Raw genomic sequence first — 18,546 nt, 5'->3', positions numbered from 1 at the left:
CGTATTAGTGATCCAATCTCCATACGCATTTCATGACAATTTGATTCTCGGATAAATCTGCGGTCAGCTCTCCGTTCATTTTGACCATGAGACTTTTGGCAATGGCTAATCCGAGGCCTGTTCCTTTGCCCGACCGGGATTGGTCGGCTGTATAAAATCGATCGAACAAATTGTTCATATCACTTCGTTGCAAGTGATTAGCAGCGTTTCGGATAGACAATATAACCGTCGATTCGTGCCTTTCCATATTGATCCAGATGGGCCCATCGGAATGATGGATCGCATTGGTTATCAAATTCTCGATTACGCGCTTGATGGCAGACTCATCTGCAGTCAAGAGAATGCTTTCTTCGGTAAGTTGAATATCGGCTTCCCCTTTGCGTTCGTTAAACCTGTCGTAGAATCCCAGTAATATTTCAGGAACCAGGACGTTCATGTTTACTTTCACCGTTTTTAACTCGTAATCCATCGATTCTATGACGGATAATTCAAAAAAATCGTTCAGCAATACCTGCAGCCGTTTCGTACGACTTTTAGCGATCGATATATATTCCCGCCTCTCTTCATCAGTCACCTGATCCGATTCCAAGAGCTGAATATAGCCGAGAATGGATGTTAATGGCGTGCGCAGATCGTGAGAAATATGAGAAATACTCTGTTTCAGTTCATGCTCCGTCCGTCTTCTAAGCGCTTTCGCCTCCGCTACCAAATCCATAAGGTTGTTGATTTCGATGGCCAGTTGCTCAAGATCTCGTTCAAAAAAACGAAGATCGACTTTCTTTTCAGTTAATCCTTGATTGTAATCATACAGCTGACGATGAATTTGTTTCATTTCTTTCTTCAACATATACAAGCGGATGAGAGCAGTAATAGCTATAAGACTTACAGCCGCAACGATATAGATCAAGCCGCCTTCACCCGCTTCTCAAGTTTACTTTATTTCTTTTCGCCGATATACCCATGCACTCAACAATCCGAAACAGACAAATGTAATAACCGGAATTACAACCATGCGAACCAACAAGCTGCCATCAAGGGAAACATTTCCTATATCATACAGCAGCTTAAACACCGTATAACTATATATCGTCTCAACAAATGAAATATATTGGCCCACTACAGCAAAGAACATGTCGATGAACAGGAAGAACACCATCGTAAAAGCAATCGTTTTACCACTTTCCGCCATGAGCGTTGCAATCAATGTGGCGATCGATGCGAAGGCTGCCGCGTAAAGAACAAGCAGTCCAAGCGTTCTTATGAAATATAGTGATGTCGATTCACCGGGCAGCTCTCCGAAACCGGACAGCAACGTTGCAACGACACAATTGATTACGGGAAACAGCAAGCCAAGAATGACGGAACCCAGTGCGAACACGAGTTGTTTAGCAGCGATAATCCTTCTTCTACTATTGCCGCTGGAGGCGATACTTTTCATCACACCAGTCGTATATTCGCTAGAAATAAAGAAGCCGGCGAGCACGCACATCCCAATGATCATCATATAATTACCCAAAAGCGCACTTTTCCACATTTCTATCCCCGTAACCGGAGATTCCCCATCCATTCTGTGGTCGATATATTGAAAGATGGACCAAAACAAACCAGATGCCGAGATGATCAAGATGATCGCCCGGAACGACCGATCCCTGCACAGTTTATACCATTCCGATTGGATGAGATTATTCATTCCGCTCACCGCCAATCCGGCTCGTAAAGTAAGCTTCTAAATCTTCACCCATGGGCATAAATTGTTCGATAACCAGTTCAGCCTTCGTTAGCGTCGCGGAAACCTTACCGGGTGTATCTACGTATCTAAACAGTTTGATCGTTCCGTCCGGCATGACTTCAAATTCGGAGGTAGCCAACTCCCCTTCAATAACAGCCGCCGCCTTCCCGGCATCATCTACCTTAATATGCAGATAGTGCTGGCATTTCTTATGAAGATCACTCGCAGACAGCTGCTCCAGTAATTCCCCTTTATGAATAATGCCAAAATGGGTGGCGAGCAGGTGAAGCTCACTTAAGATATGACTTGATATTAAAATGGTAATTCCGTTTTCCTGATTGAGTTTCTTGAGGAGCTCCCTCATTTCGACGACTCCCATCGGGTCCAGGCCATTCGTCGGTTCATCCAGAATCAGAAACTCTGGATCTCCAAGAAGGGCGATGGCAAGTCCTAGTCGCTGTTTCATCCCTAAAGAGAAGTTTTTCGCTTTCTTCCTGCCCGTATTTTGCAGGCCAACCAAAGTCAGTGTCTTCTCGATGCAGGCTTTGCCCGGGATTCCCCGTAGAAGCCTGTGGGTCTCCAAATTTTCTTTTGCGGTCATATTCGGATATAATGCCGGACTTTCAATGATCGAGCCCATTCGTTTTCTCGCCTCGCTCAGATCCTGTGCATCCCTCTTACCGAACAATTCGATGGAACCGTCTGTCGGGGAAGCCAACCCACTGACAATACGAATCAACGTTGATTTACCCGCGCCGTTCTGTCCAATAAAACCATATATGGAACCTTTTTTGATGGACATATTCACTCGGTTAAGTGCATAGTCCGTTTTGTAGACCTTAGTTAAATGATTGGACTTCAGTACATATTCACTCATCATCTCACTACCTCTCTCTGGGATAGCTTCATTATCGGAGGCAAGACATAAGCGATCATAAAGGGATTATTAAGAAAACCTTAAGTTGTTATTTGAGCCGGTATCCCATACCCCATAGAGTTTCGATGTAATCTTCGTCCGGGTTTGCCTTGGATAGTTTATTCCGTAAATTGCTCATATGGACGTTAATCGTATTGTCATCCCCCACAAAGGTTTCCTCCCATACACTCTCAAATAAATTCGCCTTAGAGAACACTTTCCTCGGATAGGACATGAAAAGCTCGAGAATAGCGAATTCTCTAGCCGTCAGCATCACTTCCGATTGGTTGATCGTTACGATCTTTGTATCCTTGTCTAAATGGATGTCTTTATACTCCATTCGATTGCTGGGAGCCATGCAGATCATACGGCTGTACCTTCTTAAATGAGAGTCGATTCTAGCCGACACTTCTTCGATATCGAATGGCTTCGTTATGTAATCATCCGCACCGATACGTAGAGTTGAAACTTTCGTCTGCTGTTCTTCTTTTGCTGAAATAACGATAACAGGAGTCGAATTCTTCTCGTTTATTTTCATGAGAAGCTCCTCTCCAGGCAGACCGGGAAGCATCAAATCCAGCAGCACCATATCCCACTCCTGTCTTTCCAGGTAGATCATAGCTTCTGTTCCGGAATAGGCCGGCTGAGGGGAATAACCGCTTTTCATTAAAATTTTGCACAGCAATTGGTTGATGTCACTATCGTCTTCAACCACTAATATGTGTGTGGTTCTATTCAACATCTCACCTACTTATCTTTCATTTAGAGCAGCTTTTGAAAAGAAGCGCTGAAGCTGCCAGGTTATAATAGAGAGCCTTCGAAACGGAGGCCCGGCTTTCATTCATATAAATTATAGCCAGCTGCCTCATGCCAAGCAAACCTGGGCAGCACTTTAGCAAGTGATTATGCCATGCTCACGTATACCACCGGTTAAGCAGCCTCTGATGGCTGTGTCACTGAATATATCTGCGTAGTGTCTGATTTTTGACGAGCAGCTGATTGTTTCCAATATCTCTTGCGCCAAATTCTCGGTATGTTAGTAGAAGCCACTTGCAAATAGATTTTCCTTGTTATAAAATCCATGATATTCGATGATCTCAACACTTATCTTTCGAAGTCTAACATTCCAAAGTTCTGATGCTATGGACACATAATCCTTTTTTTGTTCCAATCATTTCTATTGTAATTAATCATCCCTATGTAAGTTGTCCGGCCTCCTCATCCCCTCATTTATTAACACATATCCTTAACACTTCCAAGAATGTTCCTTTGTTTTCGGTATAACGCATGTCTTTTTCTTAAATAGTATGAAAAATTCATACCGTATCTAGTTCTATATTCTCAGGATTGTAACAAATAAGTGCTTTATATCCGGCCTCATTTCCCGTATGATAGGAATAGAAAATGATTCCAAAGTCTTGAACACAGGAGAATAGTCGCATGGAAAAGGAAATCGAACTCGCCATCAAACGTGGGCATTATGTCTTTGTCAAAAGCGTCGACGGCAGCACTCTGACTGGAATACCGGAGGAATCCACTGATCCCGGAAAATTAAAAATGCGCACCACTCTTGGCTCATTCTGGATACCCATGGATGAAGTGAGCCATGTATCGCGCCTGATTGCATTCAAATAACTTCTAAACTGCTGCATTCCGCAGCAGTTTTTTTCTTACCCCGTGCCTATCTGTTCAATTGATTCAAGCCTGTCCGTTCCGGTTTATCGTTAGATATAGAACACAGATGTTCGAATAGGGATATGGTCTTTGGATCAACCTATACCGAATTGACGCAGAAAGGGATGGATTATGATGGATAAGCATGATGACCATGAAAACGAAGCAAGATTCCCTGGTGTGGATCCCATTCCCGATCCGGGAACTGAAAATCCTTCCTCCACCAGCATGATCGAGGATATATTGGAGGAAGGCTCCGAAGAGGCCAAGAAGCATAAGGAAAGTGATCAGTCCGATCATTCCTAGTACTGAATACAGATGTTCTTCTTCATTACTGCTTGCAAAGCACTTCAAGCGATACACAAATAAACCAGGCCTGAATGCAGGCCCGGTTTATTTTTTATAAATTATTCTTTTATACTTTCGCTGTCAGCAGCGCCGCGAGCTGATCGGGATAATCGGTAATGATGCCATCCACACCAGCCTGGAGCAACCGCTGCATCTCTTTTACATCATTAACGGTAAACGGATGATAGGCTTTCCCGGCGGCCTTAGCGCCCGCCACAAACTCTGGCAGTACCGCATAATGATATGCATGCAAAGCGTCTGCCTGTAGCGTCTTAGCGTATTCCCATGGCTCGTAGAGGCCTTCCATGTATAATATGCCGGTACGAATCTCAGGAGCAAGCTTTTTACAAAGAAAGAGGGAGTAGTGATTAAAGCTGGAAATAATGACACGGTCACTCATTTTAAAATCTCTCACACGTTCAATGACCTTTTGTTCTAAGCCTTCATACAGAATGACTCCATTTTTCAGCTCGATGTTGATTATGGTCCCACTGTCTTTGACAAGCTCCAAAAGCTCATCCAAAAGTGGAATCTGTTCATCTTGAAAAGCCGGATCGAACTTGCTGCCTGCATCCAGGTCCTTCAGCTCATGCAGGGCATGATCCTTCACCCAGCCCGTACCGCTGGTCGTTCTCTCGAGTGTTTCATCATGTATCAGCACCATTTGGCCGTCTTTTGTGAGCTGCACATCCGTCTCAATGCCGGTTGCACCTTGCTCCAATGCTTTTTTAAAAGCCGCCATCGTGTTTTCGGGACATATCTTGGATGAGCCCCTGTGCGCAAAATTAATGACGTTTCCCAAACCTCTCAGCCTCCCTTATGTACCTTCTCAAAAGCTATTATATTCCTCATTTGTCAAAGCCGTGTTAACTATAAAATTAACATAAATCTAAGCTTCATTTCATCTCCTGTTAACAACCCTATTTTATCATGAATGTAGTCATTACAATAAATAGAACTGAGGAGTGAAGACATGATTGTTTTTGATGTTATCGTACACGGAGAAGTGAAAGAAACGATTCGTCCCATCAGCCAGCGTCTGCATGCCATGCTTGCACAAGTAACCGAAGAAGCACGACGGCTCAGCTTGTTATATGGAACACCCGTACAGGTAAACCGCCGCATTATTTATTAATCGCAACCGCATGATGCTCCTCCAAAATTGCCCGGATCCCCCTGCCGTCCCTCCGTTCACACACCATCATAACGATGATATGATCCTCCATTAGGAAGTCCTCGTATTTTTGCGCATCCTCCTTGGGTATGCCAAGTCCAATCAGGCCAACAACCAAACCATCCGTTACTGTTCCAATCTCCGCCCCGGCTAGCTTAGCAGCAGCAGGTCCAGTCACCCATATAATCTCGGAACGGAGCTCGATGCTGGTAATCATATCTTTGATTTCTCCAAACAACCCCGTATTCCCATTGCCCGACTCGGGTTTTTTCAGCCCCGTGTCATGACTGATCATCGATAGCTCCTTCTTATTTTTTCCCAGAACAGAAATATCCTTTTTGTTATACCCCTTGTCCAGCAGCTGGATAATAGCAAGCGCCGCATCCTGTCGGGATCTATACACACACATAATGATTTGTTTCATCGTGCAGCCTCCTTTTCGAATTCGCCTTATGTAATAGGTTAAACCTTTCAGGTGCCATAAAAAACATCCTGACATGAATCCGCCAGGATGTTTTATGCTGCGAGTCATTAATATATGATTGCGCGAGTGATGATGACCAAGAGAATGAAGAGCACCAGAATCGCTCCCGTGGAACCGAATGCTCCACCAGGAAATCCGTAACCAGCGCCGCCTACCACTTCACTCATTGATATTCCCTCCTTCGCCCTAAACTCATCCATATTTTATGAAGCACGTTCTCCATATGTTTGGACGTAAATCCATTTTTGTGGCCATGATGTAAATATGCCTTTATTTCACAGCCGGCATGGTGAATCAGTGGCCTGCATATTGGTTAAAGGGGTATATAGAAAAAATTTAGATTGTTGTACATAGAAAAGCTGGGGGGATCCGTTTGCTGCAGAACAAATATTTTCGAACATGCCTGGGGATAATCTTCGCACTGTTGATTATTTATCTGGGTTCTAAGGTGAGTTTTATTTTTAATCCGGTGGTTTTACTGTTTAATATCATGATCGTTCCGGTGATGCTCGCTGGGTTTATGTATTATCTGCTTCGTCCGGTCGTGAATTTTTTGGAAAAGCACCGCTGGCCGCGACCGATCTCCATTCTGTTGATTTATCTGGTTTTTGCAGGACTGATTGTCCTGTTCTCGATTCTCGTATGGCCAACGCTGCGTGAGCAGCTCATTAATTTTGCCGAGAATGCCCCATATTTTGTAGAGGGTCTGCAAAAGCAATTCGAGAAGCTACAGCAAAACCACTTCATCTCCAAAATGATTCCGAGTGAATCCGATCTGACCGCCCGGGTCAGCGAATATCTCAACAAATTAATTACCACCGTGACCAATTCCGTATCGAACTTCATTTCGGTGGTATCCAATGTCGTTGTCATCATCGCAACCGTGCCCATCGTGCTGTATTACATGCTGAAGGAAAGCAGCAAGCTGATGCCCATCCTACTTCATCTACTGCCGCGCAAATACCGTAAGGAAGGCCATGAAGCCCTGGGAGAAATTGACTCGGCGCTGAGCAATTTTATTGTTGGCCGCGTCCTATTGAATATTATTCTTGGCGTGCTGATGTATATTGGCTTTTTAATTATCGGTCTGCCTTATTCGCTGCTTCTTGCGCTTATCTCCATCGTACTTAACCTGATCCCGTATGTTGGAGCCATTATCGCTGCGGTGCCGGTCGTTATCGTCGGCTTCATTGATTCTCCCTCGGTCGCCATATGGTCGCTTGTGGTCATCGTTGTAGCCCAGCAAATTCAGGATAACCTGCTTACCCCGATCATTTACGGAAAACAGCTGGACATTCATCCGCTGACAACAATTGTGCTGCTCCTGATCGGCGGCGACATATCCGGTATTCTCGGCGTCATTCTGGCCATTCCAGTCTATATGGTCGCCAAAATCATCATAGTACGAATCTACAACCTTTTTCTGTCGGAGAAAATAGATGACATGATGGAATAAAAAAGGCGGGCCGCGGCCCGCCTTTTCGTATGTTATGAAATATTAGGAATCGACCAGTCGATGGGCTTCATCCCATGTGACTCCAGAAACGCATTCGTTTTGGAAAAAGGTTTGCTGCCGTAAAAACCGCGGTGCACCGATAATGGGCTCGGATGCACAGACTCCAGCACCAGATGCTTGCTACGATTGATGAAGGCACCTTTTTTCTGGGCATGGCTTCCCCATAAAATGAAAACAACAGGCTGATCACGTTCGTTCAGCTTTTCGATCACTGCATCCGTAAAACGCTCCCAGCCCAAACCCTTATGAGAGTTGGCTTGTCCGTCGCGGACGGTTAATACGGTATTGAGCAGCAAAACTCCCTGCTCAGCCCAAGGAACCAAATAACCGTTGTTCGGAATAGGCACTCCCAGATCGCTGTGCAGCTCTTTATAGATATTACTTAATGAAGGTGGTATCCTTACGCCCGGCAGCACGGAAAAGCTCAGCCCATGCGCCTGTCCCGGTCCGTGATAGGGATCCTGCCCTAATATAACGACTTTGGTATGTTCATAGGAAGTAAGTTTAAGTGCCTGAAATAAATTCTCCTTGGAGGGATAAACCGTATGTAATTTATATTCCTTGGCCAGCGCATAGCGCAGCTCATTAAAATACGGCTTTTCCACTTCCTCCTGTAGCTGCTCATCCCAATCATTATCAAACATCTTTTCCAATCTCCTCTCCGGTGTCTTCTCTATTATATTAACCTATAGCCAGGTTCCAACCCAGCCGGGAATGCTGCTGCTTCATCTCGGAATGGACCGGCAAAAATAAAAAGCCCGGCACATGAGTGATCCGGACTTTTTATATGTATTGCTTGATATGCCGAGGACCGGGATCGAACCGGTACGATAGTCACCTACCGCAGGATTTTAAGTCCTGTGCGTCTGCCAATTCCGCCACCCCGGCTCGCAGACTGTGGAAACCTCATAGATTCCGCATAAATGAATATTAAATGCAATGAAATCATATCTTCAAATCTATGAATCCTGAGCGATAAACACAAAGAGTAATTTACCATGTTTGTCCTCTGCCTGCAAGCACTTTTTCCTTCTCTACGTTCAAAGGCTTATAAACAAGGAAAAGCCCCCAGCTTCGGAGGCTCCTTCCTTCTATTATTTAGCCGTGAGTTCATCTTCCGTCACCCATTTATGATTTTTAACCGGTTCTCCACCTGTTGATGGCGTATAATCCACCATATAGACCGTCGTATGTTTAGCGGATTCGATGGTAGCATCTGCGCCCTTCATCCCCTTCATATGGTCTGCTTCCAGGACAACCTTCGCTCCTACTTCATATGGCTGCTCGCCCGCATCTTTCAGTTCTTCATGAATTACCCATTTATGGTTTTTGACCGGATCTCCGCCTGTCGTTGGCGTATAGGTAACGGCATAAGCTGTCGTGTCATAGGCTCCAGCAATCGTTGCGGTAGCGCCTTTCATGCCTGGCATATGATCTGCCTGAATTACAGCCTGTGACCCAACTTTAAAAGCGGGATTCGATGCATTCTTTAATCCTTGAGGAACTTCACCCGAACCCGAATGGTTCATATCTGAATGATTCATGTCCGAATTACTCATGGTTGCGCTGTCCTCCTGTGCCGTATTATTCTTATCTGCTTGGTCTCCGCATCCACCTAAAGCAATCATGGCAGCGGCACCGAGCATTACAAGCTGTTTTTTCATCCTAAAACACTCCTCACAAATAAATTAATGTCTGTATATATAGTGTACCCCCTTTGGGTATATTACAAACAATAATCGAATCAGAGCATCTCTGCCTTGAATGAATATCTACCACATCTTCTTCGTTATATATGAAAAAAGCCCTGCATGGCTTTTAACCATGCAGGACTTCTTCTTATGTACTGATGTTACCTCTACGATATACGCAGAAGCTTAAGTATGCCGAGGACCGGGATCGAACCGGTACGGTAGTCACCTACCGCAGGATTTTAAGTCCTGTGCGTCTGCCAATTCCGCCACCCCGGCAAATACGCATGAATTCTTATATGGTGGGCCCTGAGGGACTCGAACCCCCGACCAATCGGTTATGAGCCGACCGCTCTAACCAACTGAGCTAAGGGCCCTGATCAAATATGTTATCGATCAAAATAATGGCAGTTAAATTGGTTGCGGGGGCAGGATTTGAACCTGCGACCTTCGGGTTATGAGCCCGACGAGCTACCGAACTGCTCCACCCCGCGTCATTAGTCAGTAACAAATTAGCGACAAGAATTAATATACAGCATAAATGCACTTTACGTCAAGTCTTTTTTTATGGAATAAAGCGAACTCCGTATCTTCCCTTGCGCGAACGGAAAATTTCAACCAAATGAGGGTCATCATATCCGTAAATCCAACCATTCTGCTCCAGCCTTTTTGCCAAGCACCCCGCCTGAAATTTTGTCTTATACAGCTTGCTGAAATAGATCCATTGCATGATTACTTCTCCTTCCCGGCATGATATAGGATGTCTTGGATATTGTTGCCTGAAGGTGCAGTCATCATGCATTTTCCCATAAACTTTGAGATTATTTCTAAATTATTTTATAATATTAACTAAGTTGTTTAACATCAAACTCTGGAAGCGAGGAATCTGCATGGCAAAAACACACAGGAAACTCTCCCCCGTCGAATTACTGAAGAAGTTTATTTTTATTACGGCCGGGGCGATATTAATGGCAGTTGCGCTCGAGGTTTTTCTCGTACCGAATGACATCATTGATGGAGGCATCACGGGTATATCTATTGTATTATCCAAAATCACCGCACTCCCTCTCGGGATCTTCCTCTTTGTCATCAACCTCCCCTTTCTATTCTTGGGCTACAAGCAAATCGGTAAAACCTTTGCATTTTCCACATTGTACGGAATCATTGTCATGTCAGTCACGACACAGCTCCTGCATCATGTCAGTCCCTTTACCAATGAAAAAATACTTGCCGTATTGTTCGGCGGTCTGATTCTGGGTCTTGGCGTCGGCCTGGTGATACGTTTTGGCGGCTCGCTGGACGGAACTGAAATTGTCGCGATTTTGCTCTCCAAAAAAACCCGTATGCCGGTAGGCCAGATCATTATGGTCATGAACGTATTCATTTTTATCATCGCAGGGTTTGTGTTTGGATGGGATTCTGCAATGTACTCGATCTTCACATACTACATGGCCTCGAAGGTTATGGATATCGTCGTAGAGGGTCTCAATGAGTCCAAATCCGTCACGATCATTTCCGGCGAGTATGAAGAGATCTCTCAAACGATCCAGGACCGCCTCGGACGCAGCACGACCTTCATTTACGCACGGGGTGGCTATTCCGGAGAAGATACACAGATGATCTTTTGCGTCGTTACAAGGCTTGAACTGGCCAAGCTGAAGTCCGTCGTGCATGAAATTGATCCGAAAGCCTTTATTGCGATTGAGCATGTGTCAGACGTACTTGGCGGTAATTTCGAGAAAAGCGCGATTCACTAAAAGCAGGCATTTCCTAGTTCCATAGGAAAAGTAAAAAAGCAGCCCGAGGGCTGCTTTTTGATTTACTGATATTATACGCCGTATGAAGAAGGATCTTCTCTCCACGCTTTGAGCGTCTGTACATCATCTTTTTCGATAGTGCCCTGTTCCAAAGCCACATCCATCAGTGCTGTGTAGTTAGACAAGCTCTGGAGCGGGATTCCCGCTTCATTGAAAGCTTGTATAGCCTTGTCCAGCTGATAACTGAAAATCGCGAGTACAGCCTGCGGCTCGGCTCCCACGTCTTTGACCGCAAGAGCGGCTTTGATCGAGCTGCCACCCGTTGAGATTAAATCTTCGATAACGATCACTTTTTGTCCCGGTTTAATGATGCCCTCGATCTGATTTTCTTTGCCATGGCCTTTCGCTTTGTCGCGAATGTACGCCATCGGCAGGTTCAGCTTCTGCGCTACCCATGCGGCATGGGGGATACCTGCAGTTGCCGTTCCGGCAATCACTTCGGTATCAGGATACTGCTCACGGATGACCGCAGCAAACGATTCTGCGATATATTCCCGGATTTCCGGATAAGACATCGTAAGCCGGTTATCACAATAGATCGGGGATTTTATTCCGGATGTCCATGTAAAAGGCTGCTTCGGACGCAGCGCCACCGCTTCGATCTGCAGCAAATATGCTGCGATTTGCCCAGGGATTTCTGCTAGTTTCGTCATGCTTCCATCATCTCCTTAATGATTTGTTCTGCAGCGGCTCTCGGCTTCTCAGCGGCCGTAATTGGCCTTCCAACAACAATGTAGCTGCTGCCGTTACGGATGGCTTCTCCAGGCGTTAGAACACGCTTCTGATCGCCCTGGTCGCTTCCTGCCGGCCGGATACCCGGTGTCACGGTAACAAAATCCGCACCGCAGACGCTGGCGATGTCGCTGGATTCCATTGCAGAAGCCACCACACCGTCCAAACCTGCGGCTTTTGTCAGTTCCGCATAACGTATGACTGCATCCTTCACGGTTCCTGGGATGCCAATCTCCTGATTAAGCACATCCTGTCCTGTACTGGTTAATTGGGTTACAGCGATGACAAGCGGTTTTTGCAGGGTACGATCCGATTGAATCGCCTTCGCTACCCCATCCAAAGCAGCGTTCATCATGTCCTTGCCACCTGCTGCATGAACATTAAACATATCCACACCAAGACGGGTGATGCTTTCCGCTCCACCCTTGACCGTATTGGGTATGTCGTGCATTTTTAAATCCAGGAATACTTTATAGCCACGGGTTTTCAATTCCCGTACAAAATCCGGGCCTGCAGCATAATACAGCTGCATGCCCACTTTCATATAACATGGAATGCCTTCAAGCTCCTGAAGCAGAGCTGTAGCTTGAGCCGCATCCGGATAATCGAGGGCCACAATCAAGCGGCCCGCCATTTCCTTGTATTGTTCATTCATACCCTTCATACCCTTCATCCCCCTAGCGCTCGGAAAAAGCCGGCATTGCTTGGGATGAGAAGTTAATCGTATCCAGCATGATAAGCAGTGCTTTGACCGTATCCAGGGAAGTCATACATACCACCCCGTTCTCGACCGCTTCACGGCGGATCCGGAATCCGTCACGCTCTGGTGTTTTGCCTTTAGTCAGTGTGTTGAAGACAAATTGTGCTTCTCCGTTGCGGATCAGATCAAGTATGTTTGGTGTACCGTCGCTAAGCTTTTGTACCGTCGTAACAAGGATTCCAGCCTCTTCGAGCGCCTTCGCTGTACCGCCTGTAGCATAGATTTTGTATCCGAGGCGTCTGAAGCCTTTCATTAGATCCACCGCTTCATCTTTATCCTTGTCGGCCACAGTCACGATGATCGCGCCGGTGGAAGGAATCTTCATACCTGCTCCGATCAATCCTTTGAACAATGCTTTTGCATACTGCAGATCACGGCCCATAACTTCACCCGTCGATTTCATCTCAGGTCCCAGTGTAGGCTCCACTCTGCGCAGCTTCGCGAAGGAGAATACCGGTACTTTAACCGATACATACTCGCTTTCCGGCCACATGCCTTCCTCGTAGCCCAGATCCTTCAGCTTTTTGCCGAGTATCGCCTGTGTTGCCAGATTAGCCATCGGTATGGTCGTCACTTTGCTCAGGAACGGAACCGTCCGGGACGAGCGCGGGTTGACTTCAATGACGTATACTTCATCTTTATAAATGACGAACTGGATGTTTACCAGACCGATCGTTTTCAGTTCTTTGGCAATGCGGGTCGTGATGCTCACAACTTTATCTTTCAGGTGCTGCTCCAGATGCTGCGGCGGATATACTGCGATCGAGTCGCCGGAGTGCACGCCTGCGCGTTCAATATGCTCCATGATTCCCGGAATGATGACCGTTTCTCCATCGCAGATGGCGTCGACTTCAACTTCCTTGCCGAGCATATAGCGGTCGATCAGCACCGGGTGATCCGGATTGATATTTACGGCTTCTTCCATGTAGCTAAGCAGCTCCGTGTCGGAGTATACGATTTCCATGGCCCGTCCGCCGAGTACATAAGATGGTCTTACGAGAACCGGATATCCAAGCGATTGTGCAGTACCCACTGCTTCATCCACCGATGTGACCGTGCTGCCTTTAGGCTGTGCAATCTCGAGACGGGACAGCAGCGCTTCGAATTTCTTGCGGTTCTCTGCTTCGTCGATGCTTTCAAGGCTGGTTCCCAGAATCGATACACCTGCTGCACTCAGTGGTGCCGCCAGATTGATCGCTGTCTGTCCACCAAACTGTACGATAACACCGATTGGCTTCTCCTGCTCAATGACATTCATTACATCCTCAAAGAACAGCGGTTCAAAGTACAGACGATCGGATGTGCTAAAGTCGGTTGATACCGTTTCAGGATTGTTGTTGATAATAACTGCCTCATAGCCTGCTTTTTGAATCGCCCATACGGCATGCACCGTCGAGTAGTCGAACTCAATTCCTTGGCCGATCCGGATCGGTCCGGAGCCCAGCACAACCACTTTTTCCTTATTGGATCTTGTAACCTCATTCTCTGTTTCATAGGTTGAGTAGTAGTAAGGCGTGGAAGCCTCGAACTCGGCTGCGCAGGTGTCTACCATTTTGTATACCGGACGCAGGTCGTTCTGGAGGCGGTAGTCACGTACTTCCGCTTCCGTCGCGTAGCTGTCCGCATTTGCTTGCGCGCGAATTTCGGCAATCGCTCTGTCGGTAAAACCAAGTCGCTTGGCTTCATACAGGGTATCGTATGTCAGCTCTTTTTGCTGGATTTGGGCCTCGAAAGCAATGAGACCATGCAGCTTGTCGAGGAACCACCAGTCGATTTTGGTCAGGTCCTGGATCGACTGAAGATCGAAGCCGCGGCGGAAGGCTTCCGCAATCAGGAAGATGCGCTCGTCGTCCACCTTGACTAGACGCTCTTTCAACACCTCTTCGCTCAGTTCCTCGGTTCCCTTCAAATACAAGCGGTGCACGCCGATTTCCAGCGAGCGGATCGCTTTATGGATGGATTCCTCAAAGGTCCGTCCGATGGCCATGACTTCGCCGGTTGCTTTCATTTGCGTACCCAGCTTGCGGTTGGCGTGAATGAATTTATCGAATGGCCAGCGCGGGATTTTGCTAACAATGTAATCCAGCGTCGGCTCAAAGCATGCGTAGGTTTGCCCCGTCACCGGGTTGGTCAGTTCATCCAGGGTGTATCCCAAAGCGATTTTGGCAGCCATTTTGGCGATCGGATAACCGGTTGCCTTCGAAGCCAGGGCCGACGAGCGGCTTACCCGCGGGTTCACTTCGATGACATAGTATTGGTAGCTGTGCGGATCGAGCGCTAGCTGCACGTTGCAGCCGCCTTCGATGTTCAAGGCACGGATGATCTTCAAGGATGCCGATCTCAGCATTTGGTACTCGCGGTCGGACAGCGTCTGGCTCGGCGCCACGACGATGCTGTCACCGGTGTGCACGCCGACAGGATCGAAGTTCTCCATGTTGCAGACAACGATACAATTATCGTTCGCGTCGCGCATGACTTCATATTCAATTTCTTTCATTCCGGCAATGCTCTTCTCGATCAGACACTGGCCGATCGGGCTGTAACGGATACCTGAGGAAACCGTTTCGCGGAGCTCTTCTTCGGTAGCGCAGATGCCGCCGCCGGTACCGCCCAGGGTGTAAGCCGGGCGAACGATAACCGGATATCCGACTTCTTCCGCAAAGATAAGTGATTCTTCCAATGTAGTGACGATGCTGCTTTCAGGTACCGGCTGTTCCAGTTCACGCATTAAATCACGGAACAAATCGCGATCTTCAGCTTTTTCGATGGATGTCAGCTGCGTTCCTAGCAGCTTGACATTTTCCTGCTCGAGGATGCCTGCCTTTGCCAGCTCTACAGCCATGTTAAGTCCTGTTTGGCCGCCAAGCGTTGGCAGAAGTCCGTCCGGCCGCTCCTGGCGGATAATTTGTGTCACAAATTCAAGGGTAATCGGTTCAATATAGACTTTATCAGCCATATTGGTATCTGTCATAATCGTTGCCGGGTTGCTGTTGATCAGTACAACCTCAACGCCTTCTTCTTTTAGAGCCTCGCAAGCTTGTGTACCTGCATAGTCAAATTCCGCCGCCTGACCGATAACGATCGGGCCCGAGCCGATAACAAGGATTTTCTTGAGTTGTTTATTGAGTGGCATGATTAACGTTCTCCTTTCGCGGCTGCAGCAAGCTCAGCCTGGCGCGGGTTCGCCGGATTCTGCTGTTTATGTTCACTGATCATGTCCAGGAACTGATCGAAGAGATAGCTGTTATCATATGGACCTGGTGCTGCTTCCGGATGATATTGTACGGTGAAGGCTGGATATTTTTTATGTTTCAGCCCTTCAATCGTTTTGTCGTTGTTGTTGATATGTGTTACTTCAAGCTCCGTGCCTGCAACTGAATCCTCTTTAACTGTGAAGCCATGGTTCTGAGAAGTGATATAGCAGCGGTTCGTTCTCAAATCTTTGACCGGATGGTTCCCACCGCGATGTCCGAATTTAAGCTTCTCTGTATCCGCGCCGCAAGCCAGTGCAAACAGCTGATGTCCGAGGCAGATACCGAAGATTGGGTATTCTCCAAGAAGCTCTTGGATTGTACGGATGGCATGCGGTACATCCTTTGGATCCCCAGGTCCGTTGGACAGCTGAATTCCGTCTGGATTAAGGCGGCGGATTTCATCGGCTGTCGTGTCCTGCGGCACAACCACCACATCACAGCCACGGGCAGTCAGTTCGCGCAAAATACCTGTTTTAGCACCGTAATCCACCAGTACGATCCGCTCTTTGGGTCCAGGGCTGCTGTACGTATGTTTGGTGGATACCGTTGCAACCTGATTTGTCAGGATTGGGCTGGCCGTCAGGCGCTCTCTCAGTTCTTCGACCGATTGGGCTGAAGTTGTGAGGATACCCTTCATCGTTCCGTGCTGACGGATCATCCGAGTCAGCATGCGAGTATCGATGCCGCTGATGCCGACGATGCCGTATTCTTTCAGCAAGCTGTCCACGCTGTATTCCGCACGCCAGTTGCTAGGAACCGTCTCATGGCGGCGCACAACGAAGCCATGCACATATGGCGCTACAGATTCAAAATCATCACGTGTAATTCCGTAGTTACCGATCAGGGGATACGTCATCGTTACGATCTGTCCGCAGTAGGAAGGATCCGACAGTACCTCCTGATATCCAGTAATCCCCGTATTGAATACAACCTCACCCGTTTTTTCACCTTCGGCTCCGAACGCACTGCCTGTAAACAGTGTTCCGTCCTCCAGAAGCAATCTTGCCTGCATTCCACTCACTCCTCTGTCAAATACGTATGTTTGAGAATGTCGCATAAGCGAATCCGTTCTTCTTTGCAGCATTCTGCTTTTTTTCTATATCATTGTGTTTCTTTAATCTTGTTTACGGCAGGTCCGGCTTAATCAGCCCATACAACCTTGCCGTTCACCCATGTTTTTACCGGCCAGCCTTTCAGCTTCCATCCGGTAAATGGAGTGTTGCGACCTTTTGTCGCGAATTCTTCCGGATTCACTTCTTTTTCTGTATCCAGGTCGATCATGGTCAGGTCAGCAGGTGCCCCCTCTTCCAGTCTTCCTGTATCCAATCTGAACACCTTCGCAGGATCTGCGGTCATGCGGCGCACCAGAAGGGAGAGATCCCAAAGCCCTGTTTGTACGAATTTTGTGTACAGGAGCGGGAAAGCTGTCTCGAAACCAACGATTCCGAAAGGCGCCATCTCCATTCCCTTTGCTTTCTCTTCTTCTGTATGTGGGGCATGATCCGTTACGATGATGTCGAGCGTCCCGTCCTGCAGAGCTTCGATACAAGCCTCTACATCACGTGGAGAGCGGAGTGGCGGATTCATTTTCCAGTTGGCATCCAAACCCGGAATATCTTCATCGGACAGCAGCAGATGATGCGGGCATACCTCTGCGGTCACGTTGATCCCGATCGATTTGGCCTGACGGATGAGCCGGATGGATTGCTCCGTGCTGACATGGCATACATGGTAATGGACTCCTGTCGCTTCAGCGAGAAGGATATCACGTCCGACATGGATAGCTTCCGATTCATTCGGAATTCCCACAAGTCCATGCTTCTCGGCAAATTTGCCTTCCGCGACGCTTCCTCTTTCAACCAGGGAGTTATCTTCACAGTGTGCGATAACCGGCATATCCAGCTCAGCAGCCATCCGCATGGCGTTTTTCATCATTTGCGCATTTTGTACGCCGACACCGTCATCGGTAAACCCGATCGCTCCGGCTTCCTTAAGCGCTGTAAAATCCGTCAGTTCCCGTCCCAGCTCTCTAACGGTGATCGCAGCATAAGGAAGGACCTTGACGAGTCCCGCCTCTCGCGCCTTGTCCAGCACCAGCTGAACCGTATCCGGATTGTCTGTCACCGGCTTCGTATTCGGCATGCAGGCGATCGTTGTAAATCCTCCTTTAGCAGCCGAACGGCTTCCGGTTTCAATGGTTTCTTTATGTTCAAAGCCAGGCTCGCGCAAATGAACATGCATATCGATCAGGCCTGGCGTTACCAGTTTATCGGCGGCGTCAGTCACTTCAGCATCTTCCCGAGGCTTCCACTCGGAGTCTCCATCGATCAGTGTCCGGATCACTCCGTTTTCCAGAATGATATGTTTTTTCACCAATTCACCTTGTTCGTTCAACACGCTTGCATTCGTAATAATGTGCACGCTGTTTACCTCCGCTCGTTGATTGGCGCT

20 protein-coding genes and 4 tRNA genes are annotated in these 18,546 nt (G+C 47.3%); 5 read left to right on the top strand and 19 right to left on the bottom strand.

Annotated features, from left to right (window positions below; translation table 11 throughout):
• Positions 1–4: 4 nt before the first annotated feature.
• From KJS65_RS01845 to KJS65_RS01830, 4 genes are all read right to left on the bottom strand, one after another.
• On the bottom strand, positions 5–907 hold the full coding sequence (locus tag KJS65_RS01845; RefSeq protein WP_244864347.1) for a sensor histidine kinase: 903 nt from the start codon (positions 905–907) through the stop codon (positions 5–7).
• A 24-nt stretch (positions 908–931) separates the two neighbouring features.
• Positions 932–1,690 (bottom strand): ABC transporter permease, encoded by a 759-nt coding sequence (locus tag KJS65_RS01840; RefSeq protein ID WP_213648318.1) that lies wholly within the window; start codon positions 1,688–1,690, stop codon positions 932–934.
• The gene (locus KJS65_RS01835; protein ID WP_213650596.1) at positions 1,683–2,606 is read right to left on the bottom strand and encodes an ABC transporter ATP-binding protein; all 924 of its coding nucleotides are present in this window, start codon (positions 2,604–2,606) and stop codon (positions 1,683–1,685) included. The genes KJS65_RS01840 and KJS65_RS01835 overlap by 8 nt, the downstream gene beginning before the upstream one ends.
• Before the next feature lie 88 nt (positions 2,607–2,694).
• Positions 2,695–3,384, bottom strand: coding sequence for a response regulator transcription factor (locus KJS65_RS01830; protein ID WP_244864544.1), 690 nt, complete (start codon positions 3,382–3,384; stop codon positions 2,695–2,697).
• Positions 3,385–4,085: 701 nt separating this feature from the next.
• Between KJS65_RS01830 and KJS65_RS01825 the strand changes: the two genes are divergently transcribed.
• On the top strand, positions 4,086–4,280 hold the full coding sequence (locus tag KJS65_RS01825; RefSeq protein ID WP_136606464.1) for a hypothetical protein: 195 nt from the start codon (positions 4,086–4,088) through the stop codon (positions 4,278–4,280).
• A 171-nt stretch (positions 4,281–4,451) separates the two neighbouring features.
• A complete protein-coding gene (locus tag KJS65_RS01820) occupies positions 4,452–4,625 on the top strand; it encodes a hypothetical protein (protein ID WP_213648316.1) in 174 nt (57 codons plus the stop codon).
• A gap of 109 nt (positions 4,626–4,734) precedes the next feature.
• Here the strand turns inward: KJS65_RS01820 and KJS65_RS01815 are convergent, their stop codons facing one another.
• Complete coding sequence (locus KJS65_RS01815) at positions 4,735–5,469, bottom strand: glycerophosphodiester phosphodiesterase (RefSeq protein ID WP_213648315.1); 735 nt, start codon at positions 5,467–5,469, stop codon at positions 4,735–4,737.
• A 171-nt stretch (positions 5,470–5,640) separates the two neighbouring features.
• Between KJS65_RS01815 and KJS65_RS01810 the strand changes: the two genes are divergently transcribed.
• A complete protein-coding gene (locus KJS65_RS01810; protein ID WP_136606466.1) occupies positions 5,641–5,802 on the top strand; it encodes a mechanosensitive ion channel protein MscL in 162 nt (53 codons plus the stop codon).
• Here the strand turns inward: KJS65_RS01810 and KJS65_RS01805 are convergent.
• Together KJS65_RS01805 and KJS65_RS01800 are read right to left on the bottom strand one after the other, a co-directional pair.
• On the bottom strand, positions 5,792–6,265 hold the full coding sequence (locus KJS65_RS01805) for a general stress protein (RefSeq protein WP_213648314.1): 474 nt from the start codon (positions 6,263–6,265) through the stop codon (positions 5,792–5,794). The two genes, KJS65_RS01810 and KJS65_RS01805, sit on opposite strands and share 11 nt — an antisense overlap.
• A 107-nt stretch (positions 6,266–6,372) precedes the next feature.
• Positions 6,373–6,492 (bottom strand): YjcZ family sporulation protein, encoded by a 120-nt coding sequence (locus KJS65_RS01800; protein ID WP_213648313.1) that lies wholly within the window; start codon positions 6,490–6,492, stop codon positions 6,373–6,375.
• A gap of 206 nt (positions 6,493–6,698) precedes the next feature.
• Between KJS65_RS01800 and KJS65_RS01795 the strand changes: the two genes are divergently transcribed.
• Positions 6,699–7,781: an AI-2E family transporter gene (locus tag KJS65_RS01795; RefSeq protein WP_213648312.1), complete on the top strand. Its 1,083-nt coding sequence runs from the start codon at positions 6,699–6,701 to the stop codon at positions 7,779–7,781.
• A 32-nt stretch (positions 7,782–7,813) separates the two neighbouring features.
• Here the strand turns inward: KJS65_RS01795 and KJS65_RS01790 are convergent, their stop codons facing one another.
• The 7 genes from KJS65_RS01790 to KJS65_RS01760 form a co-directional block, all read right to left on the bottom strand.
• Positions 7,814–8,494, bottom strand: coding sequence for a uracil-DNA glycosylase (locus tag KJS65_RS01790; RefSeq protein ID WP_213648311.1), 681 nt, complete (start codon positions 8,492–8,494; stop codon positions 7,814–7,816).
• A gap of 149 nt (positions 8,495–8,643) precedes the next feature.
• Positions 8,644–8,729, bottom strand: a tRNA-Leu gene (locus tag KJS65_RS01785).
• 206 nt (positions 8,730–8,935) lie between these two features.
• Positions 8,936–9,505, bottom strand: coding sequence for a DUF1541 domain-containing protein (locus tag KJS65_RS01780; RefSeq protein ID WP_213648310.1), 570 nt, complete (start codon positions 9,503–9,505; stop codon positions 8,936–8,938).
• A gap of 220 nt (positions 9,506–9,725) precedes the next feature.
• A tRNA-Leu gene (locus KJS65_RS01775) sits at positions 9,726–9,811 on the bottom strand.
• Between the two features lie 21 nt (positions 9,812–9,832).
• Positions 9,833–9,909 (bottom strand) — tRNA-Ile (locus KJS65_RS01770).
• Positions 9,910–9,949: 40 nt separating this feature from the next.
• Positions 9,950–10,026, bottom strand: a tRNA-Met gene (locus KJS65_RS01765).
• A 71-nt stretch (positions 10,027–10,097) separates the two neighbouring features.
• On the bottom strand, positions 10,098–10,262 hold the full coding sequence (locus KJS65_RS01760; RefSeq protein ID WP_168928953.1) for a hypothetical protein: 165 nt from the start codon (positions 10,260–10,262) through the stop codon (positions 10,098–10,100).
• Between the two features lie 160 nt (positions 10,263–10,422).
• Here KJS65_RS01760 and KJS65_RS01755 point away from each other — a divergent pair, with 160 nt between their 5' ends.
• Positions 10,423–11,289, top strand: a complete 867-nt coding sequence (locus KJS65_RS01755; RefSeq protein ID WP_213648309.1) for a YitT family protein — start codon at positions 10,423–10,425, stop codon at positions 11,287–11,289.
• Between the two features lie 71 nt (positions 11,290–11,360).
• On the opposite strand, the gene pyrE is transcribed toward KJS65_RS01755, so the two are convergent.
• The 5 genes from pyrE to KJS65_RS01730 all read right to left on the bottom strand — a co-directional run bounded on the left by pyrE (position 11,361) and on the right by KJS65_RS01730 (position 18,516).
• The gene (gene pyrE / locus KJS65_RS01750; RefSeq protein ID WP_213648308.1) at positions 11,361–12,002 is read right to left on the bottom strand and encodes an orotate phosphoribosyltransferase; all 642 of its coding nucleotides are present in this window, start codon (positions 12,000–12,002) and stop codon (positions 11,361–11,363) included.
• Entirely contained in the window at positions 11,999–12,736 is a 738-nt protein-coding gene (gene pyrF / locus KJS65_RS01745) for an orotidine-5'-phosphate decarboxylase (protein WP_280531320.1), read from the bottom strand. Before pyrF ends, pyrE begins: the two co-directional genes overlap by 4 nt.
• A gap of 22 nt (positions 12,737–12,758) precedes the next feature.
• Complete coding sequence (carB, locus tag KJS65_RS01740) at positions 12,759–15,974, bottom strand: carbamoyl-phosphate synthase large subunit (RefSeq protein ID WP_213648307.1); 3,216 nt, start codon at positions 15,972–15,974, stop codon at positions 12,759–12,761.
• A 2-nt stretch (positions 15,975–15,976) separates the two neighbouring features.
• Entirely contained in the window at positions 15,977–17,107 is a 1,131-nt protein-coding gene (locus KJS65_RS01735) for a carbamoyl phosphate synthase small subunit (RefSeq protein ID WP_213648306.1), read from the bottom strand.
• A 128-nt stretch (positions 17,108–17,235) separates the two neighbouring features.
• Positions 17,236–18,516, bottom strand: coding sequence for a dihydroorotase (locus tag KJS65_RS01730; protein WP_213648305.1), 1,281 nt, complete (start codon positions 18,514–18,516; stop codon positions 17,236–17,238).
• Between the last annotated feature and the right edge of the window lie 30 nt (positions 18,517–18,546).

The organism is Paenibacillus sp. J23TS9, from assembly GCF_018403225.1.
Lineage (GTDB): Bacteria > Bacillota > Bacilli > Paenibacillales > Paenibacillaceae > Paenibacillus_AQ.
The sequence above is the reverse complement of the archived record's forward strand: the minus strand, read 5'-3'. Positions and strand labels throughout refer to the sequence as shown.

Bases quoted from the DNA above. Each gene is read 5' to 3' on its own strand.
- KJS65_RS01840 (WP_213648318.1), bottom strand. From the start codon at position 1,690: ATGAATAATCTCATCCAATCGGAATGGTATAAACTGTGCAGGGATCGG.
- KJS65_RS01835 (WP_213650596.1), bottom strand. From the start codon at position 2,606: ATGAGTGAATATGTACTGAAGTCCAATCATTTAACTAAGGTCTACAAA.
- KJS65_RS01825 (WP_136606464.1), top strand. From the start codon at position 4,086: ATGGAAAAGGAAATCGAACTCGCCATCAAACGTGGGCATTATGTCTTT.
- KJS65_RS01820 (WP_213648316.1), top strand. From the start codon at position 4,452: ATGATGGATAAGCATGATGACCATGAAAACGAAGCAAGATTCCCTGGT.
- KJS65_RS01810 (WP_136606466.1), top strand. From the start codon at position 5,641: ATGATTGTTTTTGATGTTATCGTACACGGAGAAGTGAAAGAAACGATT.
- KJS65_RS01805 (WP_213648314.1), bottom strand. From the start codon at position 6,265: ATGAAACAAATCATTATGTGTGTGTATAGATCCCGACAGGATGCGGCG.
- KJS65_RS01800 (WP_213648313.1), bottom strand. From the start codon at position 6,492: ATGAGTGAAGTGGTAGGCGGCGCTGGTTACGGATTTCCTGGTGGAGCA.
- KJS65_RS01780 (WP_213648310.1), bottom strand. From the start codon at position 9,505: ATGAAAAAACAGCTTGTAATGCTCGGTGCCGCTGCCATGATTGCTTTA.
- KJS65_RS01760 (WP_168928953.1), bottom strand. From the start codon at position 10,262: ATGCAATGGATCTATTTCAGCAAGCTGTATAAGACAAAATTTCAGGCG.
- KJS65_RS01755 (WP_213648309.1), top strand. From the start codon at position 10,423: ATGGCAAAAACACACAGGAAACTCTCCCCCGTCGAATTACTGAAGAAG.
- pyrE (WP_213648308.1), bottom strand. From the start codon at position 12,002: ATGACGAAACTAGCAGAAATCCCTGGGCAAATCGCAGCATATTTGCTG.
- pyrF (WP_280531320.1), bottom strand. From the start codon at position 12,736: ATGAATGAACAATACAAGGAAATGGCGGGCCGCTTGATTGTGGCCCTC.
- carB (WP_213648307.1), bottom strand. From the start codon at position 15,974: ATGCCACTCAATAAACAACTCAAGAAAATCCTTGTTATCGGCTCGGGC.
- KJS65_RS01735 (WP_213648306.1), bottom strand. From the start codon at position 17,107: ATGCAGGCAAGATTGCTTCTGGAGGACGGAACACTGTTTACAGGCAGT.